Source organism: Metallibacterium sp., from assembly GCF_054637675.1.
Genome location: NZ_JBTSRB010000024.1, coordinates 16,862 through 42,681 on the forward strand (window position 1 = coordinate 16,862; position 25,820 = coordinate 42,681).

General features: G+C 67.0%; 22 protein-coding genes. 6 read left to right on the forward strand and 16 right to left on the reverse strand.

What is annotated here, in order from left to right; translation table 11 throughout:
- Positions 1–7: 7 nt before the first annotated feature.
- Positions 8–2,134 carry a RelA/SpoT family protein gene (locus ACYDAT_RS08910; RefSeq protein ID WP_461449670.1) on the reverse strand — a complete coding sequence of 709 codons (2,127 nt, stop codon included), beginning with the start codon at positions 2,132–2,134 and terminating at the stop codon, positions 8–10.
- Between the two features lie 67 nt (positions 2,135–2,201).
- Between ACYDAT_RS08910 and ACYDAT_RS08915 the strand changes: the two genes are divergently transcribed.
- Positions 2,202–2,696, forward strand: a complete 495-nt coding sequence (locus tag ACYDAT_RS08915; RefSeq protein ID WP_461439056.1) for a hypothetical protein — start codon at positions 2,202–2,204, stop codon at positions 2,694–2,696.
- Positions 2,697–3,994: 1,298 nt separating this feature from the next.
- Here ACYDAT_RS08915 and hrpA read toward each other — a convergent pair.
- Positions 3,995–8,008 carry an ATP-dependent RNA helicase HrpA gene (gene hrpA, locus ACYDAT_RS08920; protein WP_461449672.1) on the reverse strand — a complete coding sequence of 1,338 codons (4,014 nt, stop codon included), beginning with the start codon at positions 8,006–8,008 and terminating at the stop codon, positions 3,995–3,997.
- 115 nt (positions 8,009–8,123) lie between these two features.
- Here hrpA and ACYDAT_RS08925 point away from each other — a divergent pair, with 115 nt between their 5' ends.
- From ACYDAT_RS08925 to ACYDAT_RS08945, 5 genes are all read left to right on the forward strand, one after another.
- Positions 8,124–8,591: a Dps family protein gene (locus tag ACYDAT_RS08925; protein ID WP_461439514.1), complete on the forward strand. Its 468-nt coding sequence runs from the start codon at positions 8,124–8,126 to the stop codon at positions 8,589–8,591.
- A gap of 137 nt (positions 8,592–8,728) precedes the next feature.
- Positions 8,729–11,320, forward strand: coding sequence for a glycosyltransferase (locus ACYDAT_RS08930; protein WP_461449674.1), 2,592 nt, complete (start codon positions 8,729–8,731; stop codon positions 11,318–11,320).
- Between the two features lie 99 nt (positions 11,321–11,419).
- Positions 11,420–12,613 carry an ATP-binding protein gene (locus ACYDAT_RS08935; protein WP_461439512.1) on the forward strand — a complete coding sequence of 398 codons (1,194 nt, stop codon included), beginning with the start codon at positions 11,420–11,422 and terminating at the stop codon, positions 12,611–12,613.
- A gap of 17 nt (positions 12,614–12,630) precedes the next feature.
- A complete protein-coding gene (locus ACYDAT_RS08940) occupies positions 12,631–13,080 on the forward strand; it encodes a protein tyrosine phosphatase family protein (RefSeq protein ID WP_461440881.1) in 450 nt (149 codons plus the stop codon).
- Positions 13,081–13,143: 63 nt separating this feature from the next.
- The gene (locus ACYDAT_RS08945) at positions 13,144–13,761 is read left to right on the forward strand and encodes a glutathione S-transferase family protein (protein WP_461449676.1); all 618 of its coding nucleotides are present in this window, start codon (positions 13,144–13,146) and stop codon (positions 13,759–13,761) included.
- 30 nt (positions 13,762–13,791) lie between these two features.
- On the opposite strand, the gene ACYDAT_RS08950 is transcribed toward ACYDAT_RS08945, so the two are convergent.
- The 14 genes from ACYDAT_RS08950 to ACYDAT_RS09015 form a co-directional block, all read right to left on the reverse strand.
- Positions 13,792–15,096: an ABC transporter permease gene (locus tag ACYDAT_RS08950; RefSeq protein ID WP_461449678.1), complete on the reverse strand. Its 1,305-nt coding sequence runs from the start codon at positions 15,094–15,096 to the stop codon at positions 13,792–13,794.
- Positions 15,097–15,106: 10 nt separating this feature from the next.
- Positions 15,107–16,267, reverse strand: coding sequence for an ABC transporter permease (locus tag ACYDAT_RS08955; protein WP_461439508.1), 1,161 nt, complete (start codon positions 16,265–16,267; stop codon positions 15,107–15,109).
- 11 nt (positions 16,268–16,278) lie between these two features.
- Positions 16,279–16,998 carry an ABC transporter ATP-binding protein gene (locus tag ACYDAT_RS08960; protein WP_461449680.1) on the reverse strand — a complete coding sequence of 240 codons (720 nt, stop codon included), beginning with the start codon at positions 16,996–16,998 and terminating at the stop codon, positions 16,279–16,281.
- Positions 16,999–17,002: 4 nt separating this feature from the next.
- The gene (locus ACYDAT_RS08965; protein WP_461439506.1) at positions 17,003–18,256 is read right to left on the reverse strand and encodes an efflux RND transporter periplasmic adaptor subunit; all 1,254 of its coding nucleotides are present in this window, start codon (positions 18,254–18,256) and stop codon (positions 17,003–17,005) included.
- 476 nt (positions 18,257–18,732) lie between these two features.
- Positions 18,733–19,335 carry a response regulator transcription factor gene (locus tag ACYDAT_RS08970; protein ID WP_461449682.1) on the reverse strand — a complete coding sequence of 201 codons (603 nt, stop codon included), beginning with the start codon at positions 19,333–19,335 and terminating at the stop codon, positions 18,733–18,735.
- A complete protein-coding gene (locus ACYDAT_RS08975; protein WP_461449684.1) occupies positions 19,332–20,861 on the reverse strand; it encodes a histidine kinase in 1,530 nt (509 codons plus the stop codon). Before ACYDAT_RS08975 ends, ACYDAT_RS08970 begins: the two co-directional genes overlap by 4 nt.
- A gap of 52 nt (positions 20,862–20,913) precedes the next feature.
- Positions 20,914–21,675 carry an ABC transporter permease gene (locus ACYDAT_RS08980; protein WP_461449686.1) on the reverse strand — a complete coding sequence of 254 codons (762 nt, stop codon included), beginning with the start codon at positions 21,673–21,675 and terminating at the stop codon, positions 20,914–20,916.
- The gene (locus ACYDAT_RS08985; RefSeq protein WP_461449688.1) at positions 21,675–22,601 is read right to left on the reverse strand and encodes an ABC transporter ATP-binding protein; all 927 of its coding nucleotides are present in this window, start codon (positions 22,599–22,601) and stop codon (positions 21,675–21,677) included. Before ACYDAT_RS08985 ends, ACYDAT_RS08980 begins: the two co-directional genes overlap by 1 nt.
- 138 nt (positions 22,602–22,739) lie before the next feature.
- Entirely contained in the window at positions 22,740–23,660 is a 921-nt protein-coding gene (locus ACYDAT_RS08990) for a LysM peptidoglycan-binding domain-containing protein (protein WP_461449690.1), read from the reverse strand.
- A 37-nt stretch (positions 23,661–23,697) separates the two neighbouring features.
- Complete coding sequence (locus tag ACYDAT_RS08995) at positions 23,698–23,832, reverse strand: hypothetical protein (RefSeq protein WP_461449692.1); 135 nt, start codon at positions 23,830–23,832, stop codon at positions 23,698–23,700.
- Between the two features lie 44 nt (positions 23,833–23,876).
- Complete coding sequence (locus ACYDAT_RS09000; RefSeq protein WP_461449694.1) at positions 23,877–24,140, reverse strand: hypothetical protein; 264 nt, start codon at positions 24,138–24,140, stop codon at positions 23,877–23,879.
- A gap of 1 nt (position 24,141) precedes the next feature.
- Positions 24,142–24,636 (reverse strand): hypothetical protein, encoded by a 495-nt coding sequence (locus tag ACYDAT_RS09005; protein ID WP_461449696.1) that lies wholly within the window; start codon positions 24,634–24,636, stop codon positions 24,142–24,144.
- Positions 24,637–24,820: 184 nt separating this feature from the next.
- On the reverse strand, positions 24,821–25,276 hold the full coding sequence (locus ACYDAT_RS09010) for a hypothetical protein (protein WP_461449698.1): 456 nt from the start codon (positions 25,274–25,276) through the stop codon (positions 24,821–24,823).
- Positions 25,273–25,820 (reverse strand): RES family NAD+ phosphorylase (locus ACYDAT_RS09015; protein WP_461449700.1); only part of this gene is annotated, 548 nt, incomplete at its 5' end. The genes ACYDAT_RS09010 and ACYDAT_RS09015, both read right to left, overlap by 4 nt.

Genomic DNA, 25,820 nt, shown 5'->3' on the forward strand with positions numbered 1-25,820 from the left:
TATGAATTCAGCCGGCGGCCAGTCGCCGCGCCTCGCGCACGTTGGGCAAGGCTGCGAGTCGCGCCAGCAATTGGCCGAGCTGGGCGAAGTCGCGCACGCGCAGGCTATAGCGCATGTGCAGCTCGCCGCTGTCGGCCATGTGCTGTGAGCTGGACGTCAGAATGCTGACGCCGGACTGGGTGATGGTGCCGGTGACGTCCTTGAGCAAATCCTTGCGTTCGTAAGCCAGTACCGCGATGTCAGTCTGATAGGCCGCGGCCGGCGCCTGCCCCCAGGCCACCTGGATGATGCGCTCCGGCGCGCGCGCGCGCAGCCGCTCCAGCGCCGCGCAATCGGCGCGATGCACCGACACGCCGCGCCCGCGCGTGACGTAGCCCAGCACCGCATCGCCCGGCAGTGGCTGGCAGCAGCGCGCCAGTTGCAGCAGCAGATTGCCAACGCCCTCGATGGTGAGCGCACCCGGCGCGTCGCGCGCGCGCGCGGCGACGCCGGTCGGCGCGGCGGGCACCGTCGGCGCGAGCGGCGGCGCGTGCAGCTCGTGCAACGCACGCGCCAGTTGGCCAGGGCCAACCTCGCCCAGCGCCAGCGCTTCGAACAATTCGTCCTGGGACTTCAGCGCCAACCGCAGCGGCAGCGCGTCGAGATTCATCGCCGGCAGCGCCAGCCGGCGCAGCTCGCGTTCCAGCACGGCGCGTCCGGCTTCGAGATTGGCCACGTGCTCGACGCGCCGAAACCACGCGCGCACTTTCTCGCGCGCGCGCCCGGTGTGCAGATAGCCGTGCTGCGGCGACAGCCAATCGCGACTGGGCTGCGCCTGCTTGCCGGTGAGGATCTCGATGCGATCACCGCTGCCGGGCTGGTGCGTCAACGGCACGATGCGGCCGTTGACCTTGGCGCCGCGGCAGCGATGCCCAACCTCGGTGTGCACGTGATAGGCGAAATCCAGCACGCTGGCACCGTACGGCAAGTCCATCACCTCGCCCTTGGGGGTGAGCACGTAGATGCGGTCTTCGAGCAGATCGGTGCGGAACGCCTCGACCAGCGCGCCGTCGTCCTCGCCGCGTGTTTCCAGCAGGCGGCGCATCCACGCGATGCGCGCCTCGAAGGCCGCGTCGCCGCCGCCGCCCTCCTTGTAACGCCAGTGCGCGGCCACGCCCAGTTCGGCGGCGCGGTGCATTTCGGCGGTGCGAATCTGCACTTCAAGATTGCGCCCGTACGGACCGATCACCGCGGTATGCAGCGAGCGATACCCGTTGGTCTTGGGCCGCGCGATGTAATCGTCGAACTCGCTCGGGATCGGCGCCCACAACTGATGCACCACGCCCAGCGTGGTGTAGCAGGCCGACACGTCGGCCACCATCACGCGCAGCGCGCGAATGTCGTAGAGATCGGAGAACCCGACCTCCTTGCGCTGCATTTTTTTCCAGATGGAATAGATGTGCTTGGGGCGCCCGGCGACCTCGGCGCGCACGCCCGCTTCGCGCAGCGCCGCTTCGAGCTGCGCGCGCGCGCCTGCGATCCACTGCTCGCGATCATCGCGGCGCTCGTCCAGCAGGTTGGCGATGCGCTTGTAGGTGTCCGGCTCGCGATAGCGGAACGCCAGATCCTCCAGCTCCCACTTGACCTGCCAGATGCCCAGACGATTGGCCAGCGGGGCGTGCAGGTCGGCGGTCTGGCGCGCCAGCGCCAGCCGTGCCGGCTCGGGCAGGCGCGCGGCCGCGCGCAGCTCGGCCAGTTGTCGCGCCAGCAGAATGAACACCACACGCAGATCGCGCACCATCGCCAGCAACAGGCGCCGCAGGCCTTCGGTGTGTTCATGCACCGGCGCATCGGCGTGCAAGGAAAACACCTTCTCGGCTGCCTGCTGGCCATCGACCAGACGCCGCATTACCTCGGACTGATGCGCCGCTGCGTCCTGCCATGCCGCCGGCGCGCGCCGCGCGAGGTCGTACCACAGCGCGGCGGCGAGGGTTTCGGGATCGGCATCCAGAGGCGCCAGGATTTCCAGCATCTCGATGGCTTGCGCCGGCACGCCACCGCGCGTCTGCCATGCCACGCACACAGCCGCCAGCGGCGCCGGCGCGGTCGCGCCGCACCAGCGCGATTCCGATGAAATGATGGCCTCGGTGCGCATGCCCGCAGCTTAGCGCGCACATGCAAGGGTGGCGGCAAGACTGCGGCATCCTGTTAGCATGCGCGCCATGAAAACGCGCGCCCTGCCCCTGCTTCTGGCCCTGGCCTTCGCCGGCACCGTCCACGCCCAGCAGTTTTCCTCGCTGCAGGAACGCATGTCCGCGGCGGATTTCAACAAGGCCGGCCTGGACAAACTCAGTCCCGGGCAGTTGCACTTTCTCAATGCCTGGCTGCGCAGCCACGTCGGTATCGCCGGCGCCGGCCCGGCCAGCATCACCGCGCCGGTGGTGGTCGGCCCGGCCAACCAGTTCGGCTACCGCACGCCGATTGATCAGCCGCGCGTCACCGTCGAGTCCACGCTGCCCGGCCGCTTCTCGGGCTGGGACAGCCACACGCAATTCTCGCTGGCCAACGGCCAGACTTGGCAAGTATCCGAGTCCAGCAGTTGGGGCTGCCAGACCACGCAGGACCCCAAGGTCACCATCAAACCGATGCTGCTGGGCAGTTGGCTGATGTATATCCAGGGCTGCTCGAACAGCGTGCGCGTCGAGCGCGTGCATTGAGCTGACGCACGCAACGCGTCGGCGTCTTCGGCGCGCGTTCGCAGCGTTTGACAAGATTCCCCTGTTCCGTGCGGCCGCCGCCGCGCGCTGCGCGTGAACGATTGTTCTTGCGCGGCGCTTGGCAAGATTCCCCTGTTTTCCCTCTCCCGCCGGGAGAGGGTGGCGCGCAGCGCCGGGTGAGGGTGCGCTCTTGCTTGGCCGTGCGTGGTGCTTGAATGACCGCTCTTGCGCCGTGTCTCGCAAGTTTCCCCTGTTCCGTGCGGCTGCCGCCGCGCGGGTTACTTTCCTCTTGGGGAAAGTAACCAAAGCCGTTCACGCGGCAGCCTGCGCCCCGCTGCGCGGGGTGACTAGCGTCGCGCATTCTGCGCTGTGCAAGTCACGCGGCCCTCGGCTCCTGCCTCGGGCGCTCGACGCCGCGCGACCTGCCAGTAGCCAGGTCGCAAGCGCGGCGTCTCGCCCTGCGCTGCTCGCCGTGCGCCTTGGCCGCTTGCGCATCCTGCTTCGTGGCCAAGCCCGGCCCGCGCCATTCGGGCGCGGGCGCGCGTCGCATGCGCCGCGCCCAGCGCGAACTCGCCCATCCATGGGCTCGAACAGGCGCGCCTTTCCCTGGCGCCCGACTGCGCTGCTCGGCGCTGGCCAACGCTACCCAGATCAAAGACAACGACGCGCGCGCAGCGCGCGTGCTCCTGATCTTCAACCCCCTTCGGCAGCGGCGGGACTGCGCGGGAAAGGCACGAAGTGTGAGCGCGTGGGGTGAGGCAGCGCCAGCTGCCGAACGCCCGCAACACGATGTTGCGGGCCGGACGATTCGGCCAGTGCAGGATGCACAGGCCGAGATCGCCCTCACGCGCCGCAGGCCAAGGATGGCCATCGGCGCGCCCCGCGGACGCACGCGGACCCGCGCAGCGGGCGCTGCTGTCGGGGTCGGCTTTCTTTGGTTCCTTTCTTTGCCGATCAAAGAAAGGAACCCGCGCCGCGGCAGCCGCACGGAACAGGGGAACCTTGCCAAGCCCAACGCAAGAGCGGTCGTTCACGCACAACGCATGCCAAGCAAGTGCGAACCCTCACCCGGCGCTGCGCGCCACCCTCTCCCGAGGGGAGAGGGATCGATCCCACGGCAAGCTCAGGACAGGCTCCTCTCCCGAGGGGAGAGGGAATCCCGCCCGGAGGGTAAGGGGAAACTGTCCGGCGGGAGAAGGGAAGAGCGAACGCTGTGGCAGACGGACGCCACCACGCCTGTATCGAGACCAGATCCTTCGCGATGCTCAGCAACGGAGCAAGACGCGTGATGGTTGCGGCTACCGGCCACCAGCACCCGCGGCCGGCTCCGCTTCCGCGTCCGCCAGCGCGCGCTGGATGCGCTTCAGTGACACCGGCTGCGCGGTGCCCAGCTCCTGCGCGAACAGCGATACGCGCCATTCCTCCAGCAGCCAGCGCAAGGCGTGCCACGCGGCGCCATCGCAACCTTGCGCGCGCAGTGCCAGCAGCCTGCGCCAGAACGGCAGCACTTCGAACATGCGGCGCTGGTCGCGCGCCGGATCCTGGCGCAGGCGCTTGGCGCGCAAGCACATGGCCTTGAGATAACGCGGCAGCTCGGCCAGATGCGCGTGTTCGAGCGTACGCAAGAAGTCCGGCGCCAGCAGCAGATCGAGCTGCTCGTGCAAGTCGTCATAGCTGGCGCGCGCGAAACCCGGCAGCGGCGGCTCCAGCCATGGGCGCAGCTCGGCCTGCGCGCTGACCGCGGCTTCGACGCTTTGCAAGCGCATCATCGCCGCACCAAACAATTCGCGCGCCAGCGCGTCGCGCAACGCGCTGAACGCGCCACGCGTGCGCACCTCAACATCGGCCTGTTGCAGCAGCGCGTCCAGCGCGCCCTCGACCACCTCGGCGCGCAGCGTCTGCGCATCGCCCAGCGGCGCCCAGCGCAGCGCCACGCCCTGCGCCAGCGGCAACTGGCGCGCGGCACGCTTGATCTCGGTGGCCAGCGCCAGACGCAGCAAGCGCATCACGCCGTGACGATGCGCGGCGGCGGCCTCGTCGCTGCGCTCGAACACGCGCAGCGCCACGCTGCCGCCTTGATCGACCAGCGCCGGAAACGCATCCAGCCCGCCGGCGCCATGCACGCGCAGCGGAATCTCCTCGAAGTCGAAGCCGGCCACGTCCTCGCGCTGCACTTCGGCGGCGCTGTGCTGCGCGAAGGCGTTGCGCGCGGCGCCCGACCAGCGCGCGCGCAGCGTGGCCAGGTCGCGCCCGGCATCCAGCGTGGCGCCGTCGCCGTCGCGCACCAGCACGCGCAGGCGCAGATGCGGCGGCAGCTCGATGCCGGCGAAATCCTCGGCGCCGATCGCCACGCCGCTGACGCGACGCAGATACGCCGCCAGCGCGCGGCCCAAAGCCTCGTCGCGCGGCGCCTCGGCGGCGCAGAACGCGCGCGCGAAATCCGGCGCCGGTACGAAATTGCGCCGCAGCGATCTGGGCAGGCCGCGAATCATCTCGGCTATTTTCTCCGCCAGCAGACCCGGCACCAACCACTGCAGGCGCACCTCGGGCAAGGCGTTCAGCAGCGCCAGCGGCACGCGCAGGGTGATGCCGTCATCGTCGCTGCCCGGCGTGTAGCGATATTCCAGCGGCAGGTGCTGCCCGGCCAAATCCAGCGCGGCTGGATACGCGCCCGCAGCGCCGGCATCGGCTTCGAGCAGATCGTCCAGCGACCAGTGCAGCGCCGCGCGCTGCGCCGCGCTGGCCTGCTTGTACCAGGCGCCCAGCGCCGCCGCGCTGGCGATGGATTCGGGCAGCTTGCCGGCGAAGAATTGCGCGCGCTCGGTGGCGGATTTGAGCAAACCCGCGCGACGCTGCCGCGCTTCGATGCGCTCGGCCTCGGCCAGCACGCGGCGATTGGCGGCAAGAAAGTCCGCGCGCGCATCCAGCGCGCACTCGGCCAGCGCCTGTTCGAGAAAAATCGCGTGCGCCTGCGCCGGATCCTGGCGCTGAAACTGCACCGCGCGGCGTTCGGCCAGATTCAATCCGAACAGGCTGACCTGCTCGAAGGCCAGCACCGCGCCACGCGCGCGCGACCAGCGCGGATCGAACCACGCGCGCTTGAGCAAATGCGCGGCCTGACGCTCGATCCACGCCGGCTCGAGGCGCGCATTCATCATGCCGTACACGCGCCCGTTGAGATCCAGCACCTGCGCGGAGAACAGCCACGGCGGCGGCGCCTTGGCCAGCGCCGAGCCGGGGAAAATCTGCCAGCGCCGCTCGCGCGTGCCGCGATAACCGCCCTTTTCGTCCTTGTGCGCCACTTGCGTGGGCAGGCCGGCCAGCAGGGCGCAGTGGAGGGCCTCTTCCTTGCGGGACTCGGGACTGGGGACTCGGAACTCGGGGATGGGGCGACGTGCCGCCATTGCAGATGTCGCTTCAACGCGAGCAGGTTGTCGCGACAAGGCATCCACATGCGTCACCGCTGGACTTTCCGAGTCCAGAATCCCCAGTCCCGAGTCCCGGCTTTTCGAGTCCCGAGCCCCCAGTCCCGAGTCCCGCGTTTCTTCCAGCACGCGCAACTGCCGATGCAATTCGCGCCACTCGCGCATGCGCAGAAAGCTCAGGAAATGGCGCTCGCACCAATCGCGCAATTTCGATTGGGTGAAGTCCTCGTGCGCCTGCTGGTAGGCCGCCCACAGATTCAGCACGCCGAGAAAATCGGAGCGCTTGTCGATGAACGTGGCATGCGCGGCATCGGCGGCGGCGCGCGCATCGGCCGGGCGCTCGCGCGGATCCTGGATGCTGAGGAAGGCCACCAGCACGCGCAGCGGCTCGGCTACATCGAGCCGCTGACCTTCGACCAGCATGCGCGCCAGACCGGCATCCAGCGGCAGCGCGGCGATGTCGCGCCCGATGCGCGTGAGCTTGCGCGCGTCGTCCACCGCGCCGATCTCGGCCAGGCGCCGCCAGCCCTCGGCCCAGGCGCGCGGCTCGGGCGCATCGATGAACGGAAACGACTCGACCTCGCCCAGGCCCAGACTGAGCATGCGCAAGATCACGCCGCTCAGCGCGCTGCGCTTGAGCTCGGGATCGCCGTAGCGCGGTCGCGCGGAAAAATCCTCCTCGGCATACAGGCGCACGCACACGCCTGGACCGACGCGCCCGCAGCGGCCCTTGCGCTGCTCGGCGGCGGATTGCGCGATGGGCTCGATGTACAGGCGCTCGATCTGGCTGCGCGCGCTGTAACGCTTGACGCGCGCGCTGCCGCTGTCGATCACGTAGCGGATGCGCGGCACGGTCAGCGAGGTTTCCGCGACATTGGTGGCCAGCACCACGCGCCGCGCCGCGCCGGGATGAAACACGCGATCCTGCTCGCTGGCCGACAGGCGCGCATACAGCGGCAACACCTCGGTGTGGCGATAACGGCGTCGTTCCAGCGCCAGATGCACCTCGCGGATCTCGCGCTCGCCGGGCAAAAACACCAGCACGTCGCCGCGACCATCGCTGCTGGTTATCTCATCCAGCGCGGCGGCCACTTGCGCCGGCAGATCGGCCTCGCCGCGACCCTGCGGCGGACGCCAGCGCAGTTCCACCGGGTGACCGCGCCCTTCCACGCTGACCACCGGCGCGTCACCGAAATGCTGCGCGAAACGCGCCGTGTCCAGCGTGGCCGAGGTGATGATCAGCTTGAGATCGGCACGCCGCTGCAGCAGGCGCTTGAGATAGCCGAGCAGGAAATCGATGTTGAGACTGCGCTCGTGCGCCTCGTCCAGCACCAGCGTGTCGTAGGCCGACAGCGCGCGATCACCCCGCGTCTCCGCCAGCAGAATGCCGTCGGTCATGAACTTGACCAAGGCGCGCTCGCCGACCTGCTCGTTGAAGCGCACCTGAAAACCGACCAGCGCGCCAACCTCGGTACCCAGTTCCTCGGCCACGCGCCGCGCCACCGCGCGCGCGGCCAAACGCCGCGGCTGCGTGCAACCGATCATGCCGGCCACGCCGCGCCCGGCGGCCAGGCACAGCTTGGGCAATTGCGTGGTCTTGCCCGAGCCGGTTTCGCCAGCAAGAATCAGCACCTGATGCGTGCAAATGGCGGCGATGATGTCGTCGGCGTGGCGCGCGATCGGCAGCGCCTCATCGATCATCGTTGCTGGCACACTGGCCGCGCGCGCGGCGCGGCGTTGCGCCGAGGCCTGGATGTCGCGCGTCAGCGCCACCAATGCGGCCGCATCGGGCGTCGCGCCAAGAGCGCGCAGTCGCGCCGCCAGGCGCGCGCGCTCGCGCGTCAGTACCGCATCCAGCGCCTGGCGCAGTTCGCTGATCGATGTCATGCCCTTGAGCTGGCGCGCGCTGGCGCCATGTGTTTTCGGTGGCGCATGATAATCGAGGCGGTATTTCCCCCCGCACTGCGATCCATGCGCAGACCCTTCAACACAGGAGCGAACCATGGCCATCGAAATCGGCATCAGCAAGAAAGAACGCGAGGCCATCGCCAAGAATCTGTCGGTGCTGCTCGCGGATACGTATTCGCTGTACCTGAAGACCCACGGCTTCCACTGGAACGTCACCGGGCCGATGTTCAACACCCTGCATCTGATGTTCGAGACGCAGTACAACGAGCTGTGGACCGCGGCCGACCTGATCGCCGAGCGCATCCGCGCGCTGGATGTGTACGCGCCGGGCTCCTACAGCCAGTTCGGCAAGCTCAGCACGATCAAGGAAGAAACCGGCGTGCCCGACTGGAAGGCGATGGTGCAGCAACTGGTCGATGGCCACGAGGCCTGCGTGCGCATCGGCCGCGCCACCTTCAAGCTGGCCGACAAGGCCGACGATCAGCCCACCGCCGATCTGGCCACGCAGCGCCTGCAGTATCACGAGAAGACCGCGTGGATGCTGCGCTCGCTGCTGAAATGAGCCGGCGCGCGAACCGCTGGCCATTCGGCGCCTGAGCCCGCCATGAAACCCCGACGCCGGCTGCATTGGCCGGCGCCGGCCACTCCGTTAAGCTCGCACGCTTGAGCCGCGCTGGTTGCGGCGCGTGAGCCTGGCGCTTGTCCACCACCCCCGCATCTCCCGGCCGCTCCTGGTTGCGCGCGCTGCTGCTGGCTCTGCTGGTGGCCACCGCCAACTTCGGCCTGTGGGCCTGGGCCAACCGCCCGGTCGACGCGCCGGGCTGGACCGGGCCGATCCATGGCTTCGCCTACAGCGCCTACCGTCGCTTCCAGAGCCCGCTGACCGGCGACTATCCGACGCCGGCGGAGATCAGCGCCGATCTGGCCATGCTGTCGCATTACACGCACCGCATCCGCACCTACGCCTCTCTGCAGACACCGGAGATTCCGCGCCTGGCGCGCAATTACGGCATGCACGTGATGGCCGGCGCGTGGCTGGATTCGGACAAGCGCCACAACGAGAAGGAACTGCAGGCGCTGATCGAGCAGGCGCACCGCTACCCGCACACCATCACGCGCGTGATCGTCGGCAACGAGGTGCTGCTGCGCCGCGACATGGCACCGACCGAGCTGATGAGATACCTCGATCGCGCGCGCGCGGCGATCCGCCAGCCGGTGTCCACCGCCGAACCATGGCACATCTGGGAAACCCACCCGGAGCTGGCCGACCACGTCGATTTCATCACCGTGCACCTGCTGCCCTATTGGGAGGGTGTGCCACGCAAGGACGCGGTTGGCGACGTGCTGATGCACTACGAGCAGCTCAAGCGCATGTTTCCCGGCAAGCCCATCGTGGTCGGCGAAGTGGGCTGGCCGAGCAACGGCAATCGCTACAAATACGCCGAACCCAGCCTGGCCAACGAGGCGTTGTTTCTGCGCCAGTGGTTCAACGTGGCCAAGGCACGTCATATCGATTACTACGTCATGGAAGCCATCGACCAGCCGTGGAAGGAGAACCTCGGCGAGGGCCGCGTGGGTGCCTACTGGGGCATGTTCGGCGCCGATCGCAAGCTGAAGTTTCCGCTCACCGGACCGATCCTCGAAGACCCGCACTGGCCATGGAAGGCACTGGCGGCATCCCTGCTGGCGCTGCTGCCGATGCTGCTGTTCGCGCGCTATTTCGAGCGCTTCCGCATGCGCGGGCGACTGTTCTTTCTGGCGCTCATGCAGCTCGCCGCGGGGCTGATCGCCTGGTCGGTGACGGTGCCGTTCGCGTTTTATCTCAACCCCATCGACTGGGCCATGCTGGCGATCCTGTTCCCGGCGCAGTTGGCGATTCTGGCGGTGCTGCTGATCAACGGCTTCGAATTCGTCGAGGTGTTGTGGCACCGACGCTGGCAGCGACATTTCCCGCTGCTGGACGCTCTGCCGCCCGAGCGTCAGCCGTTCGTGTCGATCCACCTCGCCTGCTACAACGAGCCACCGGAGATGGTGATCGCCACGCTCGATTCGCTGGCCGCGCTCGATTACGCGCACTTCGAAGTGCTGGTGATCGACAACAACACCAGGGACGAGGCGGTGTGGAAACCGGTCGAGGCGCACTGCGTGGAGCTGGGCGAGCGTTTCCGCTTTTTTCATCTGGCGCCGTGGCCGGGCTTCAAGGCCGGCGCGCTGAATTACGGTCTGCAGCAAACCGACGCGCGCGCCGAGGTCGTGGCCGTGGTCGATGCCGATTACGTGGTGCGCCCGGACTGGCTGTCGCGCCTGTGCGGTTACTTCGAGAATCCCAAGGTGGCCGTGGTGCAGTGCCCGCAGGCGCACCGCGATTTCGAACACAACGCGTTCCGGCGCATGACCGCGTGGGAGTTCGACGGCTTCTTCCGCATCGGCATGCACCACCGCAACGAACGCAACGCTATCATCCAGCACGGCACCATGACCATGGTCCGGCGCAGCGCGCTGGAGCGCGATGGCGGTTGGTCGGAGTGGACCATTTGCGAGGATGCCGAGCTGGGCCTGCGCCTGATGCACGCCGGCTATGATCTGGTCTATGTGGACGAATTGATGGGCCAGGGCCTGACCCCGGCCGATTTCACCGCGTACAAATCGCAGCGCTACCGCTGGGCGTTCGGTGCCATGCAGATTCTCAAGGCACGCTGGGGCTGGATGACGCAACCGGGGCCGCTGACGCCGGGGCAGCGCTTCCACTTTCTCACTGGCTGGTTCAGTTGGTTCGCCGATGCGCTGCATCTGGTGTTCACCCTGATGGCGCTGATCTGGACCGCGCTGATGCTGCTGTTTCCGCAGTATTTCAACCTGCCGTTGAAGCTGTTCCTGATTCCGGTGCTGAGTTTCTTCGTGGCCAAGGCGGTGTTGGGTATCTGGCTGTACCGCAAGCGCGTGCCGTGCTCGTGGCGCGACACGCTGATGGCGGCCATCGCCAGCATGGGCCTCAGCCACGCCATCGCGCGCGGCATCTGGTGGGGTCTGGTCAAGCAGAAGGGCGAGTTCGTGCGCACCGCCAAGCGGCGCCGACTGCGCGACCGGCCCAGCGCCTTCGCCTCGGTGCGCGAGGAGCTGTTCATGGTGATCGGCCTGGCCACCGCCATCGTCGGCATGGTGCTGCTGTTCGGCAGCAAGTACGAGGAAGGCAAGCTGTGGGTGGCCATCCTGGTCGCGCAGTCCATCCCCTACCTCGCCGCGCTGACCGGCGCCTGGCTGGCGCACCGCGAGAGTGGGCGCGTGGGCTAAACCCAGCATGTGCATGGCCATTTGTACCAGCGATTTGATCAATATTTTTGAGTTTATTGTTTTTTTGTAATACTGATAACTTCGGTATAAAGTCCGACCATGGACCCGGTTTCCAACCCTTATGCGCCTGGTGCGGGTACGCCGCCGCCGGAACTGGCCGGGCGCGATGCGCTGCTGGAAAAGGTGCGCATCGCAACCGCGCGCGTCCGCGCCGGCCGTGCCGCCAAAAGCGTGCTGATGGTGGGGCTGCGCGGCGTCGGCAAAACCGTGCTGCTGGAGCGTATGCGTGAAGATGCCGAAGCCACCGGGATGCAGACGCTGCGCATCGAGGCACCGGAGGGCCGCTCGCTGCCGGCCATCCTGGCGCCGCAGTTGCGCCAAGCCTTGCTGCGGCTGTCGCTCAGTGAAAAGGCCAAGGCGTTGGGGCGCCGTGCACTGCAGGGTTTGGCGGGCTTCGCGCGGTCACTCAAGGTCAAATACGCGGACATCGAGGTCGGCATCGATTTCGATCCCGTGCCCGGCCTGGCCGACAACGGCGATCTGGAGCACGACTTGCAGGCCCTGCTGGAACTGGCAGGACAAGCGGCACAAGCGGCTGACACAGCTCTGCTGCTGTTCATTGACGAGCTGCAATACGTCGAACAAGAGCAACTGGCTGCGCTGATCACCGCGCTGCACCGCTGCACCCAACTGCAGCTACCGGTGATGCTGGTAGGCGCTGGCCTGCCGCAACTGCCGGGCAAGATGGGCCGCGCAAAATCCTATGCGGAACGCCTGTTCGACTTCCCGGAGATAGGCCCGCTGGATGCAGATGCCGCGCGTCAAGCCATCGAGGTGCCCGCGCGCAAGCAGGGTGTCGCCTACGCGCCGGCAGCGATCGACCGCATCATTCGCGAAACCCAGTGCTATCCCTATTTTCTGCAAGAGTGGGGCAAGCACGCATGGGACGTCGCGCAACGCTCGCCGATCACCGTGGACGATGTGGATCGCGCCTCAGCCGAGACCATCGCCGCGCTCGACGAGAGCTTTTTCCGCGTGCGCTTCGATCGACTGACCCCGGTGCAGAAGCGCTATCTGCGCGCCATGGCCGAGTTGGGGCCGGGCCCGCACCGCTCCGGGGACATCGCGAGCATGCTCCAGCGCAAAGTCACCGCGTTGGGACCGCTGCGCAATCAGCTCATCGCCAAGGGCATGATCTGGAGCCCGAACCACGGCGATACGGCATTCACGGTGCCCATGTTCGACGCATTCATGAAACGCATCATGCCCGGCGAGGACTGGCTGCGGGATTGAAGCTCCCGCGACTCGCCATGCTCTCCGGCATCTGCAACATGCGCCAGCTCGCGCCCGATCTCGCCACCTCGGGCCAGCCCGATGCGGACGAACTGGCCGCCATCGCCGCCGCCGGCTACCGGCTCGTCATCAATCTCGCGCTGCGTGACGCCGACTATGCGCGGGCCGACGCGGCCGGCACGGTGCGCGCGCTGGGCATGGACTACGTGCACATCCCGCTGGCATTCGATGCACCGACGCCACAGGACTTGCGCACCTTCTTCGCCGTCATGGATGCGAACCGCGGCAAGAGGATCTGGGTGCACTGCGCGGCCATCAAGCGCGTGTCGGTATTCCTCGGGCTATGGCTGCATCTGTGCCGGGGCGTGCCCCTCAGCGCGGCGTTCGCGCCGCAGCGGGAGATCTGGCAGCCCGATGCGCTGTGGTCGCGCTTCATCGCCGATGCGCTCGGCCCGCCGCACGGCTGAAGCCCGCCGTGCGCAACGGCGCCGGCGTACCATGCCCACGCCATCCACGCGGAGCGCAGCGCCATGACCACGCCCGAACTGAGCTTCTACACCAACCCCAAATCGCGCGGCCGCATCGTGCGCTGGATGCTGGAGGAAACCGGCGCGCCCCACAGCACTGAAGTTCTTGAATACGCCACCAGCATGAAGGCCGCGCCGTATCTGGCGATCAACCCGATGGGCAAGGTGCCGGCCATCCGTCACGGCGGCACCGTGGTCACCGAATGCGCCGCCATCTGCGCCTACCTCGCCGACGCCTTCCCGCAGGCCGGACTGGCGCCGCCGCCGCACAGCGCGGCACGCGGCGCCTACTACCGCTGGCTGTTCTTCGCCGCCGGTCCGCTGGAGGCCGCGTGGACCAACCGCGCGCTGGGCGTGACCGTGCCCGAGGAGCGCGCGGCCATGGTCGGTTACGGCTCGTTCGAGAAGGTGCTCGACGTACTCGAGGCCGCCATCGGCGCGCGCGACTATCTGGTGGACGGGCGCTTCAGCGCCGCCGATGTGTACGTCGGCTCGCAGCTCGGCTTCGGCATGCAGTTCGGCATGATCGACAAACGCCCCGCCTTCGCGCGCTACTGGGCCGCGTTGGAAGCGCGGCCCGCCAAGCGCCGCGCCGAGCAACTCGATGGCGCGATGGCATAGCCAGAACGCTCGAGCCATGTTCCTGCGCGACTACAACTCGCGCAACGCCACGCTCACCGGCACGCGCGCGGCGCGCAGCGCGGGGAAGATGCCGCCGATGAAGCCGATCGCCAGCGCCCACTTCAGGCCCTGCACCAGCAGCGCCGGGGTGACCTGGAACTGGAACACCACCTGGCTGAAATCCGCGCCCAGGGTGGACACGGTGTAGCCATTGAACAGCAGCCAGGCGATGACACCGCCGAGCACGCCGCCGAGCAGCGCCAGCAACAGGGTTTCCAGCAGCACCGCGAGCACCACCGGCAGACCGCCGAAACCCAGCGCGCGCAAGGTGGCGATCTCGCGCGCCCGCGCGCTGATCGCCGCGTACATGGTGTTGAGCGCGCCGAAGATCGCGCCCAGCGCCATGATCACGCCGACGCTGATGCCGACGATGCGGATCACCTTGGTCACGCCCTCGGACTGCGCGGCGTAGTAGGCGCGCGTGGTCTGTACCATCACGTGCAGTTGCGGGTTGGACAGCAGCGCGGCCTTGAGCATGGCGAAATCGGCGGGCTTGGCCAGACGCACGATCACCGAAGAAAAACCCCCGCGACGGTAGGCGCTGGACACGGTATCGGCATCGGCCCACAGCTCGGAATCGTGCGCGTCGCCGGCCTTGAACACGCCGACCACTTGCCACGGCTGGCTACCGAGGCGCACGGTATCGCCCAGCTTCACGCCGGAGAACTCGCGCTCGGCGCCGGCGCCGACCACCAGCTCGCGCAGGCCGGGTTTGAACCAGCGTCCCTGCACCAGCTTGACCTTGCCGTGCGCCGCGCGCGCCAGCGGGCCGACGCCACGCAACTCGACGTTGGCGTCGCTGCTGCTGCCGCGCTTGGGCAGGTTGGCCACGACGATCAGCTCGGGCGAGGCCAGCGGCACGCCCTGGGCGTCGCGCGCGATGCCGGGCGCCTGCGCGACCAGTGTCACCTCGCCGCGCGTGAGTCCCGAAGCGAGTTCGCCGGTGGAACCGGCGCGCAGCACGATGGCGGTGTCGTTGCTGCCGGTGGCGCGCAGCGTCTGCGCCAGCCCGCCGCTCATGGCCAGCAGCGCCACCAGCACGCCGACCACGCCGGCGATGCCGACCAGGATCACCGAGCTGGCGCCGAGGCGCTGCGGCAAGGTGCTCACGCCCATGCGCGCCACCGCCAGCGCCTGGCGCCCGCGCCGCGTCAGCAGCATCGCCACGCCAGCCAGCACGACCAGGATCAGCAGCAGCCACCACGGCGACCTGATCCACAAATACAGGCCGAGCAGCAGGACCAGCAGCGTCGCGGCATTGATCAGAAAGCGCATGGTGATCTCCTCAGCGGCCAGCCAACGCATCGACGATTTGCAAACGCATGCCGCGCAGCGCCGGCAGCGCACCGACCAGCAGTCCGATGAGCAGCATCAGACCCAGCGCCAACAGCCAGCTATGCAGACCCAGCGGCGGCAGCGGCAACGTGCCGCCGCTCGCGGCGCTGACCATCGGCGTCAGCAGCATCGCCAGGCCCATGCCCAGCACGCCGCCGAGCACGATCAGCAGCACCGACTCGGCCAGCACCAGCGCCAGCACGGTGCGATCCTGGAAGCCCAGCGTCTTCAGCACCGCCAGCTCGGGAATGCGCTCGCGCACCGCCTGCGCCATGGTGTTGCCGGTCAGCAGCAGCAGGGTGAAAAACACCGCCGCCATGATGCCGCCGGCGATCAGGCCGATGTCGCCGATTTGCTTGGCGAATGAGGCCTGGAAGGCCTGCTCGGTCTGCGTCTTGGTCTCGTGGTCGGAGTTGCGGCTGAGCGCATCGATGGCCTGCGCCACGCGATCAGAGTCCGCCGGGTTGGCCAGGTTCACCACGTACCAGCCGACCATGTTCTTCATGTAGGCGTTGCCCTCGTCGAAGTATTTCCAGTGGAACAGGAACTGCTGTTCGACCGCCTTCAGCTTGGGATTCTTGGTGGTGAAAATGCCGACGATCTGGAAATTCCAGTCATTGCTGCCATCGTTGCGCGGAAAGATGCCGGCGATCAGCGGTACGCGCTGGCCCAGTTTCCAGCCGAACTGTTTGGCCAGCGCCGCGCCCACCACCGCGCCATCGCGTGTGTCGGCAAAGGCCTTGGCCTGCGCTGGTGGCAGCACATAGCGATTTCGGAACAGGCCCAGATAGTTGCTGCTGACCGCGAAGTTGGGGAAAAACGGCGTCGGGTGCTGGTAGTAGCCGCCGAACCAGTTGGCCCAGCCCACCTGCTTGACGCCGGGTACGCGCTGGATGGAATTGAGCAGCGCGATCGGCAACGGCTGCGTGATCGACAGCTTGGAGCTGACGATCATGCGCCCCGAAGATAGTTGATCCCCGGCATTGAACACCGTGCGCACCGCATCGAGCATGCCGAACAGCAGAAACGCGGTCAGCACCGAGAACAGCGTGAACAGCGTGCGCGCCTTGCGCCGCCACAGCGCTGCCCATACCAGCGAGAAATATTTCATCGCGCCACTCCTCAGGCCGGCTGCGCCACGCGTGCGGCGCCGACCAGTTCACCCTTGTCGAGGTGCACCATGTGGCTGGCGTGCTCCGCCGCGCGCGGATCGTGGGTGACCATGACGATGGTCTTGCCGTGCGCGCGGTTGAGCTGCTGCAGCAGGCCCAGCACCTCCTCGGCCGAGGCGCGATCGAGATCGCCGGTAGGCTCGTCGCACACCAGCAGGGTCGGATCGGTGACGAAGGCGCGGGCGATGGCCACGCGCTGCTGCTGGCCGCCGGAGAGTTCACTCGGCTTGTGGCTGGCGCGATCGGCCAGGCCCACCAACTGCAATGCGATGGCCGCGCGCTTGCGCCGCTCGCTGGCCGACAATTTGGTCAGCAGCAGTGGCAGCTCCACGTTTTTTTGCGCGCTGAGCATCGGCAGCAGGTTGTAGAACTGGAACACGAAGCCGACGTGCGCCGCGCGCCAGCGCGCCAGCGCGGCGCCGCCCAGTCGGTCGACGCGCTGGCCGCCGATGACGATGCTGCCGGCGCTGGGCGTATCCAGCCCGCCGATCAGGTTCAGCAGTGTGGTCTTGCCCGAACCCGAGGGGCCCATCAGCGCGAAGAAATCGCCCGCGGCCACATCCAGATTCACGCCCTGCAGCACCGGGATCTGCTGCTTGCCGCGGCGGTAGGTCTTGCCCAGGTCGCGGATCTCGATCAGGTTCTCGCTGGTCGTCTGCGTTGCGTTCATCGTTTCACTCCTGCGCCGGATTGGCGACGCGTACCGTCATGCCGGCGCGCAGATGCGCGCCGGGCTTGATCACCACGTGCTCGCCCGCCACCAGCGTGCCCGTGACCTGACGCAGATCGCCGAAGCTCGCCAGCACCTGCACCGGCACACGCGCAAGGCGGCCTTCGCGCACACGCCACACGGCTTTGCCGGCGGCGACGTCGATCAGCGCGGCGGCGGGGATCAGCACGCCCTTGGGCGCCGCGCTGGACGTCGCCGCGCGCTCCAGAAAATTCACCCGCACGCCCATGTCGGGCAGGATGCGCGGGCTCTTTTGCAGCAACGCCACGCGCACCTTGACCGTGGCCTTGGCCTTGTCGGCGGTGGGCACGATGGCGATCACGCGCGCCGGGATGCGCCAGTCGGGATAGGCGTCCAGCACCGCCTCGGCGGGCTGGCCGGCATGCACGCGGTGGATGTACGACTCGTTAACGTCGACGTCGACCTCCAGCGAGTTCATGTCGACGATGGTGGCCACGCCGGTGCGGGTGAAGCCGCCGCCGGCCGACAGCGGCGAGACGATCTCGCCCACCTGCGCGGCTTTGTCGGTGATCACGCCGGCGAACGGCGCGCGCACGAAGGTGTAGTCGTAGTTGACCTGTGCCGCCTGGCGCTGCGCCACGGCCACCGCGATCTGGTCGCGCGCATTGGCCAGCGTGGCCTCGGCCGACGCGGCGCTGGCCACGGCCTGATCCAGCGATTGCCTGGGCGCCAGACCCTGGTCCACCAGCGTGCGCTCGCGGCGCAGCGTGATCCGTGCCAGCGTGGCGTTGGCCTGGTATTGGCCCAGCGCCGCGCGCGCGGCGGCCTCGTTGGCGCGCGCCAGCGCCAGTTGCGCCTTGGCCTGGCCGTCATCGAGCCGCGCCAGCAGTTGCCCGGCCTGCACGCGCTCGCCCTCCTCCACGTGCACCTCGGTCAAGCGCCCGGTGATCTGCGCCGACACCGTGGCCGCGCGCCGCGCGGTGACGTAGCCGGTGGCCTGCAGCACCGATCCCGAGCCCGCCGCGCTGGCCGGCGCCTGCACCATGGCCACCCGCACCAGCGGCGCGCGCGTGGCGTGCCAGATCAACGCGCCGGCAAGCAGCGCCAGCAGCACGACCAGCGCGCCCACGATCCACGGCCAGCGCCGCCGCGGCGCCGGCAGATCGCGATCACTGCGCTCGATGCGCAACTGCTGCAACAAATCCTGCGGGGCTTGGTTCATTGGGGCTTGGCTCATCGGGGCCTGGCTCATGACGAACGCGCGATGGAGGGGGCGGCAATGACGGTGCGCAGCTTGACGTGATCGCACCGTATTGGAAAGGCGCCGCGGTCAACCATCGCGATTGACAGCTGTCAGCAGTGTGCGTCACCGGTGAGTCGGGGAGATGGGGCCGGTAGCCGAGAGTAGGGAGGGGAGAGTGGGAAGTGGAGAAAGGCTGGTCGTGCGATTCCCTGCGCTGTCATGCCGAGCGCAGCGAAGCATCCGGGCAATTGCCATCGTGCCGCGCGCATCCACGCGCGAGATCCTTCGCTGCGCTCAGGATGACACGATCGCCCACGCCGGCTCTCGACGCTTACCTTGGCAAAAAACCAAGAGATAAGGATGACAACGAAAGCAGGGCGCGATCGCCCCCTACTCCCCGCTCCCCGCTCCCTGCTCCCCGCTACCCGCTACCCGCTACCCGCTACCGATTCCCCGCTACCAGCTCCACCTCACAGCCAGCCCTTCTGCCGCGCCAGCCGGTAGGCTTCGATGCGATTGCTCACGCCGAGCTTGCCGATGATCTCCGACAGGTAATTGCGCACGGTGCCGTGAGTCAGATTCAGGCGCTGCGCGATCTCGGTGGCGGCCACGCCCTCGCCGGCGAGGCGCAGCACCTGGCGCTCGCGGTCATTGAGCGGATCGGCATCGGTCCACGCTTCCAGCGCCAGTTGCGGGTCGATCGCGCGACCGCCGCGCTGCACAATGCGCAGCGCCTCGGCGAGCTTCTCGGCGGGTGCGTCCTTGAGCAGATAGCCCGCCACGCCGGCATCCAGCGCGCGGCGCAAAAAACCCGCGCGAGCGAAGGTGGTCACGATCACCACCTTGATCGGCAGCGCGTAACGCTGCACGCGCTGCGCCAGTTCCAGCCCGGTCAAACCGGGCATTTCGATGTCGGTCACCAGCGCGTCGGGCTTGAGGCGCTGCAGCTCGCGCCACGCGGCTTCGCCGTCGGCGGCGCTGCCCAGCACCTCGATGTCGGATTCCAGCGCCAGCAGCGCCGCCAGCGCGCCGCGTACCATGGCCTGATCCTCGGCCAGCAGCACGCGGATCATGGGGCGCTGTCCGGTAGCGCACCGGTCGCGGTGTCGAGGTCAATGAAGTCACCCCCGCGCAGGCTTTCTTTGTCGCCATCCCCGCGCATGCCCAGCTTGTCGCCATCCCCGCGCCGACCTTCCATATCGCCATCCCCGCGCATGCCCAGCTTGTTGCCATCCCCGCGCCGACCTTCCATATCGCCATCCCCGCGCATGCCCAGCTTGTTGCCATCCCCGCGCCGACCTTCCATATCGCCATCCCCGCGCAGACTTTCTTTGTCGTCATCCCCGCGCAGGCGGGGATCCAGACAGACTTGCGCAGCTCCGCGCTGGATCCCGGATCGGCGCTGCGCGCCGTCCGCGATGACGCCCTTGAAAGATTGCGCGCTGCCCGGGATGACAGCATGGATGGGGTACGCGACCGGCGACAACGGCAGCTCGGCACACAGGCGCGTGCCGCGCTCACCCGGCGCTTCGATGCGCAGCGCTCCGCCCAGCGCGTGCAGGCGCTCGCGCATCCCGTTCAGACCGTTGCCTTCACGCAACACGCCACCGCAACCGTCGTCCTCAATGCATAGGCGCACGCGTGTGCGCTCCTGCTCCAGATGGATCACCACCGCGTGTGCATCGGCGTGGCGCAGGATATTGGTGCCGGCCTCGCGCAACACCAGCGCTAGCGCGGCATCCTGCGCCTCGGGCAGATTGGTGGCGCCGATGCGGTTGTCCACGTGCACGCCGGCGGTCTCCAGCAACAAGCGCGCGGCGGCCAACTCGGCCATCAGCCTGGGCGCACGCAGGCCGCTGACCGCGGTGCGTACCTCGGCCAGCGCTGCGCGCGCCACGCGCTCGACCTCGCGCATCTCGCGCCCCGCCGCCGCGGCATCGCGCTCGACCAGGCGTGCCGCCAGCTCGCTCTTCAGCGCCACCAGCGACAGCGTGTGGCCGAGCAGATCATGCAGGTCGCGACCGATGCGCTCGCGTTCGGCGCTGGCGGCGAGGCGGCGCACCTCGTCATGACTCAGGCGCAATTGCGCATCCGCCCGGCCCTTGGCGCGGTACATCAGGTTCATGCCGCCGACCGCCAGCGCCCACAGCACCACGCTGAGGATGTTCGACCACGACCAGCCCAGCCAAACGGTTTCGGCCACGTAGGCAGCCAGGATGACCAGCATGGCCAGCAGGCTGGTGCGCGGACTGCGGAACGCGAACGCGGCGAACACGCAGGCATAGATCACGTAGGTCATGCCGCCCCAGCTCAGCGGCGACAGCAGAAAACCCAGCGCGCCAATGGCCAGCACATAGCCAATCAGATGCCTGACTGATACCGCATAGGCGCGAAAGTACAACCACAGGAACACCACGTATGACAGCAGCGTCGGCGCCAGCCAGACACGCCACGACAGGCTCGACAACGCCGGCGCGGCGATGATCCAGAAACTCCAGGTCAGGTTGATCGCAGCCCAGCGCCAAGCCTTGCGCGGATCGCCGGAACCGCGCGCGTAGTTGAGGCAAGAATCAGGCGCAATGTCGAAGCCCAGGCGCATGGCACTCTCCTCGGTCAAACCACGGTCATCATAAGCGCGGCGCCGCGGACGCTCACCCGGCGCGCCGCAAACGCCGCACCGCCAGCGCAAAAAACACCGCCGTGAACAGCAGCAACGCCGCGATCGGCGGCCCCAGCGGCGCGTGCGCCATGCCCACCGCGCGCAGGCTGAGCTGGCCCAGATACCAGGCCGGCCACAGCGGCGCCAGTTGCTGCAGCACATGCGGCATCGCCGCCAGCGGCACCCACAGCCCGGACAGGAACGACATCGGCAGGTAGATGAGATTGGCGATCGCCGGCGCCGCCTGCGCGCTGGCGCGGCTGCCGATCAGCAGACCGATGGCGCAAAACGGCAGCACGCCCAGCAGCATCGCGCCGAGCAGACCCAGCCATTGCAGCGGCGCCAGGCGCACGCCGCCGACCGTAACCGCCAGCGCGGCCAGGATCACGAAGATCAGCAACGCGAACAGCAGCGCCATCGCCATCTTGGCGGCGAGATACGCACCCGGCGGCGCCGGCAGCGCGCGCTTCAGCATCAGCAGGCCGCGCTCGCGATCCACCGCCACGCCGATGCCGAAGCCGAACAGCCCCGGCGACATCACCCCGAACGCGGCCATGCTGCCCAGCACGTACACCGCCTGCTGCGGGTTCTTGCCGGCGAAGACCACGCCGAACAGCAGGTAGAACATCGCCGGGAACACCAGCATCGGCAGCGCCGCGCCGGGCATGCGCAGCACGCGCAGGAACTCGAACCACGCATCCAGGGCGTAGATGCGCGCGAGGCGTGGCGGTGGCATGGCTTGAACGGCGTTCATCAGGCGGCCTCGCGGGTGAGTTCGGTGAAAGCCTCGCTGAGACCGGCGCGGCGCACTTCCAGCGCGCTGAGGGTGGCGTCCTCGGCCAGCAGGCGGCGCAACACCAGCTCGGGTTGCTGCACGGTCAGCGTCAGCAGGCCCGCATCGAGGCGGCACTCCTGCACACCCGGCCAGGTGCGCAAGGCTTCAGCGCTGAGCGCGCTGCGGCAGCAAATGCGCGTGCGCTCGCTGCGTGCACGCATCGCCTCGACACTGCCCTCGGCCAGCACGCGCCCCCGCGCCAGCACCACGACGCGATCGGCCAGCACCTCGGCTTCTTCCAGATAATGCGTGGTCAGCAGGATCGCGCAACCTTCGCCGACCAGCGTGCGCATGGTGGTCCACAGGCGCTCGCGCGCGGCGCTGTCCATGCCCACCGTGGGCTCGTCGAGAAACAGCAATTCGGGGCGTCCGCACAAGGCCAGCGCGAACTGCACGCGGCGCTGCTGACCACCCGACAGCTTGCCGTAGGGACGCTGCAGCACATCGCCAACGCCAGCCAGCTCGGCGCATTCGGCCAGCGCGCGCGGCCGCGGGTAGTAGTTCGCGGTCATGCGCAGCAACTCGCCGACGCGCAGCGTTTCCGGCAAGGCGCCGCTTTGCAGCATCACCCCGATGCGCCGCCGCGGCGCGAGGGTTTGCGGATCGGCGCCGAACAGTTCGACCATGCCGGCATCGGCGCGGATCAAACCCAGCAGCAGCGCGATCGCCGTGGTCTTGCCGGCGCCGTTGGGACCAAGCAGGGCCAGCAACTGGCCGTGCGCCAAGGTCAGATCGACCCCATCCAGCGCGCGCTGCGCGCCATAGGCCTTGTGCACGTTGCGCAACGCGGCCAGCGGAAGCCCGGCGGATGCGGCAGCGGTGGGCGCGGGTTCGATGGGTGTCATGCCAGGCTCCAGTGTCGATGCCAGTCTCGCGGCGCCGCGCACGCGCCGACAGTCGCGCGCGTCAGCGATCGTCATTGACAGCCGTCACCCAGGACCGCGCAGGCCGCGTGTGTCGATCTCGGTTTTCGGGGAGCGGCTTCAGATCATCGTCGCCGCGACCACGATCAGGGTGGTCAGGTCGTTGCAGTGCTGCTGCGGCGGCGGCGGGATGTAGGCCAGCGCCGGCGTGGTGGAGCCGATCAGTTTGAGCGGGTTGTACGGATCGAACGTCTGGCTGCTGTTCTGCTCGTTGCTCACCGCCGGCAGCTTCAGCGTGGTGCCGGCGATGAGGTTGATCGCGTTGCCGCTGCTGTCCACGCTGAGCGCGTTGGCATCGGCGATCACGTACCACAGCGTGGCGTTGCCGTAGACGGTCTGCGCGATGCTCTGCAGCGTGTCCCCGGCCTGCACGGTGTATTCGTTGCTGCTGGCCGTGGCGGCCGGCGCGCTCAGCCCGTCGCTGAGCTGGATCGTGCCGTTCGCACCCAGGGTGGCGATGCTGTGGCCCTCGGCATACACGTAGTGCTGTGGCGCCAGCGCATCCGGGTTGGCCGTGGTCGCTCCGGCCAGCGCGGTGAAGGTGGCGCTGCTGCCCGTGCCGCTGACCGTGCCGTCGGTGCGGCCGAGGATCTGGCCGTCGCCGTCATAGCTGTACACGCGCGTGGTCGCGGACACCGTCCCGCTGGACAACTGCTCGGTCTGCTGCACCGCAATGCGCTGGCCCAGCGTGTCGTACAGCGAGGTGTCGGTCGCCGGGGTGTAACCCGTGGTCGAACTGCTGCCCGCGGTGGCCTGCTCCAGATAGCCATCGCGCTTGAGGTAGCTGACCGTGTAGGTGGCCGTGAACTGGCCCGGCACCGTGTAGCTGTAGCCGGTCAGGTTGCCCTCGGCATCGTAGCTCTGATTCGTCGTCGCACTGGCCAGGCTGAGCTGGCCGAAGAAGGCACGTGCGCGCAGTGCGCCGGCGGATCGCCGCCGACGCCGCGGGATGGTGGAAACAGGCTGTGGGCTGCGCGGCAATTTAATTTCCGTCCCCTTATCCGTATCGATCACCGCCTCACGGCGGCGGCTTACCATTGGCGCAAGCGTACTTTGGAAAGGATCGACCAGTAACTTTGCAATCCATCAACGTCACCTTGGCACCCTTGACCTCCAGCAGTCGCTTCAGCTCGACCACGCGCGCCTTGTTCATAAACGCGTCACCAAGCGGGCCTTCCGTTGCCGCTGCAAGCACTGCTATCTAGGAAAGGAAAGCCCAACTTTATCCTGGTCAGATATGAAGCCTTCAGTCGCTGGATTCTGCGGCGTTGCAACCGATTCCCAATAGCGAAGTGTCGGCACTTCACGCTCAATCTTCTGCCGCACGACAGGAGACATTCTATCCGTCATGTGGACCACCTGATTCACCTTTGTCCACCCTGTGGAAATTTCCTCTACGGCATTCCCTTCTTCAATCGCAATTTGAACAGCACTCGCAATAGAAACTGATTGAATATTCATTTCAGTGCCCCAACGCGATCCGATTGATAAGTTGCAATTGCTGCCCGTAATTGCCGAAGAAGAATTGCTGTGCTCCACCCGAACCAATATTCGGGTTTGCTAGAGCCTGCCCTGTTGGTACCTGTGTGTCTTCTGGTACTTGATAGACGCCCATTTCCGGCCGGTAACCGAATTCATGATTCGGAGCCACCTGAAGACTGTCAAACACGGTCGCACTATCAAAGTTTCCATCCAAGAGTGTCTGCTCCGTAGTGTAGTAAGCGGACTGTCCTAGCAGGCCTCCATATACAAGGCTTCCCTTCGGAAGCGTCGTCATGGTCCAGTTATCTGGATTGTAACCAGAATTAATCTGATCCTGCTGAGCAGCAAGGATGTCAGGGTGAACATCTGACGCCGCCGCATCGACTGTCGTGCTTGGAACCTCAAACAGCGAGCTACCCGCGCTTTCGATCGGCGCCGCGATACCCAGCGTGGTCGCGAACGACTGTAGCAGCAAGTTCGATTAAGGTCGATTAAGGGGACGGAGGCAATTAAACGACCTTTAACGTGAATCTCATGCCTCCGTACAGGCTCGGCAAATGATTTAATTCCCTCCGTCCCCTTATTGGGGGGCCCTTATTGGGGGGGGGCTGTGGGCTGCGCGGCAATTTAATTTCCGTCCCCTTATCCGGATGTCGACCCTATGACAAGGCGCTATTAACTCGATCTGCCTTTTGATCTTCAGTAAGCGCCGTCCAAATCGAGTGCGTAGCAGCGGGGATATCAAGGTCGACAAATTCCACAGGCTGAACCTCCTGCCACGACCTCACGTTAGCCGATGAACACACCGGGCATTTTGGATGCTGCCCAATACGAAATGGCCTTCCCTCAGAATCAAGATCACATGCAACTGCACCGTAGATCCGCCGCAAGATATCCGCACGTCTATTAGGTGGCACACCAGCCAAACTGGGATGACGCTGCAAAAGCATATCCACTTCTTTGTAAGTAGGATCGGCAATCGCATTCAAGTACACCATCGCGGCATCAGTCTCGTTACGAAGAAGAAATTCTCCGTACACATCGATCGGGAGTTCGGGTGCGCGAAAACTATGACCTGACGCTTCACACTGATATTCAAAAATTTGGAGTCTCATGGCTTCGCCGGCGATATCGCAACAGGGGTCAGAATGTCGTTGTAGTTGTTCAAGACTGCGTAGTTGACCGCGCCAGGAGCACGAACCGAGTAATACTGGATGACGTTGTAACCCTGTGCACTGGCCTGACTACCTATCGATTGTGTGGCGGGTGTGATCGGACCGCCTTGGTATCCCCATGCTGAAGCAATGTCTGGATTGGTCAAGTCCAACACATTTGCTGCCCCACTGTTCGTAGAGAAGTTGATGGCCATAAACGGCTCAGCGTTGTAATTGGCGAGTTCGGCCAGCGCCGTATTCGGTTGTTCTGCCACATAGAAGGCCGAGCCAAAACGGGCATTGGGGTTCAAGAAAGCTGGATCAATACCGTTATCGAGAATGCTTGATGCGGCATAGGGATTCGCAGTGACGTGATAGACATTCGGCGCCAATGAATTGCCGGAAGAAGCCGCTGCATCAGCGGCTCCCGCGTTTGGAACCTCAAACAGCGAGCTGCCCGCACTTTCGATCGGCGCCGCGATACCCAGCGCGGTCGCGAACGACT

Excerpts from the sequence above, each read along its gene's own strand:
- ACYDAT_RS08980 (WP_461449686.1), bottom strand. The coding sequence starts at position 21,675 with ATGAACGCCGTTCAAGCCATGCCACCGCCACGCCTCGCGCGCATCTAC.
- ACYDAT_RS08945 (WP_461449676.1), top strand. The coding sequence starts at position 13,144 with ATGACCACGCCCGAACTGAGCTTCTACACCAACCCCAAATCGCGCGGC.
- ACYDAT_RS08950 (WP_461449678.1), bottom strand. The coding sequence starts at position 15,096 with ATGCGCTTTCTGATCAATGCCGCGACGCTGCTGGTCCTGCTGCTCGGC.
- ACYDAT_RS08970 (WP_461449682.1), bottom strand. The coding sequence starts at position 19,335 with ATGATCCGCGTGCTGCTGGCCGAGGATCAGGCCATGGTACGCGGCGCG.
- ACYDAT_RS08915 (WP_461439056.1), top strand. The coding sequence starts at position 2,202 with ATGAAAACGCGCGCCCTGCCCCTGCTTCTGGCCCTGGCCTTCGCCGGC.
- ACYDAT_RS08985 (WP_461449688.1), bottom strand. The coding sequence starts at position 22,601 with ATGACACCCATCGAACCCGCGCCCACCGCTGCCGCATCCGCCGGGCTT.
- ACYDAT_RS08940 (WP_461440881.1), top strand. The coding sequence starts at position 12,631 with ATGCTCTCCGGCATCTGCAACATGCGCCAGCTCGCGCCCGATCTCGCC.
- ACYDAT_RS08910 (WP_461449670.1), bottom strand. The coding sequence starts at position 2,134 with ATGCGCACCGAGGCCATCATTTCATCGGAATCGCGCTGGTGCGGCGCG.
- ACYDAT_RS09010 (WP_461449698.1), bottom strand. The coding sequence starts at position 25,276 with ATGAGACTCCAAATTTTTGAATATCAGTGTGAAGCGTCAGGTCATAGT.
- ACYDAT_RS08995 (WP_461449692.1), bottom strand. The coding sequence starts at position 23,832 with ATGAACAAGGCGCGCGTGGTCGAGCTGAAGCGACTGCTGGAGGTCAAG.
- ACYDAT_RS08975 (WP_461449684.1), bottom strand. The coding sequence starts at position 20,861 with ATGCGCCTGGGCTTCGACATTGCGCCTGATTCTTGCCTCAACTACGCG.
- ACYDAT_RS08955 (WP_461439508.1), bottom strand. The coding sequence starts at position 16,267 with ATGAAATATTTCTCGCTGGTATGGGCAGCGCTGTGGCGGCGCAAGGCG.
- ACYDAT_RS08960 (WP_461449680.1), bottom strand. The coding sequence starts at position 16,998 with ATGAACGCAACGCAGACGACCAGCGAGAACCTGATCGAGATCCGCGAC.
- hrpA (WP_461449672.1), bottom strand. The coding sequence starts at position 8,008 with ATGACATCGATCAGCGAACTGCGCCAGGCGCTGGATGCGGTACTGACG.
- ACYDAT_RS08925 (WP_461439514.1), top strand. The coding sequence starts at position 8,124 with ATGGCCATCGAAATCGGCATCAGCAAGAAAGAACGCGAGGCCATCGCC.
- ACYDAT_RS08935 (WP_461439512.1), top strand. The coding sequence starts at position 11,420 with ATGGACCCGGTTTCCAACCCTTATGCGCCTGGTGCGGGTACGCCGCCG.
- ACYDAT_RS09000 (WP_461449694.1), bottom strand. The coding sequence starts at position 24,140 with ATGAATATTCAATCAGTTTCTATTGCGAGTGCTGTTCAAATTGCGATT.
- ACYDAT_RS08965 (WP_461439506.1), bottom strand. The coding sequence starts at position 18,256 with ATGAGCCAAGCCCCAATGAACCAAGCCCCGCAGGATTTGTTGCAGCAG.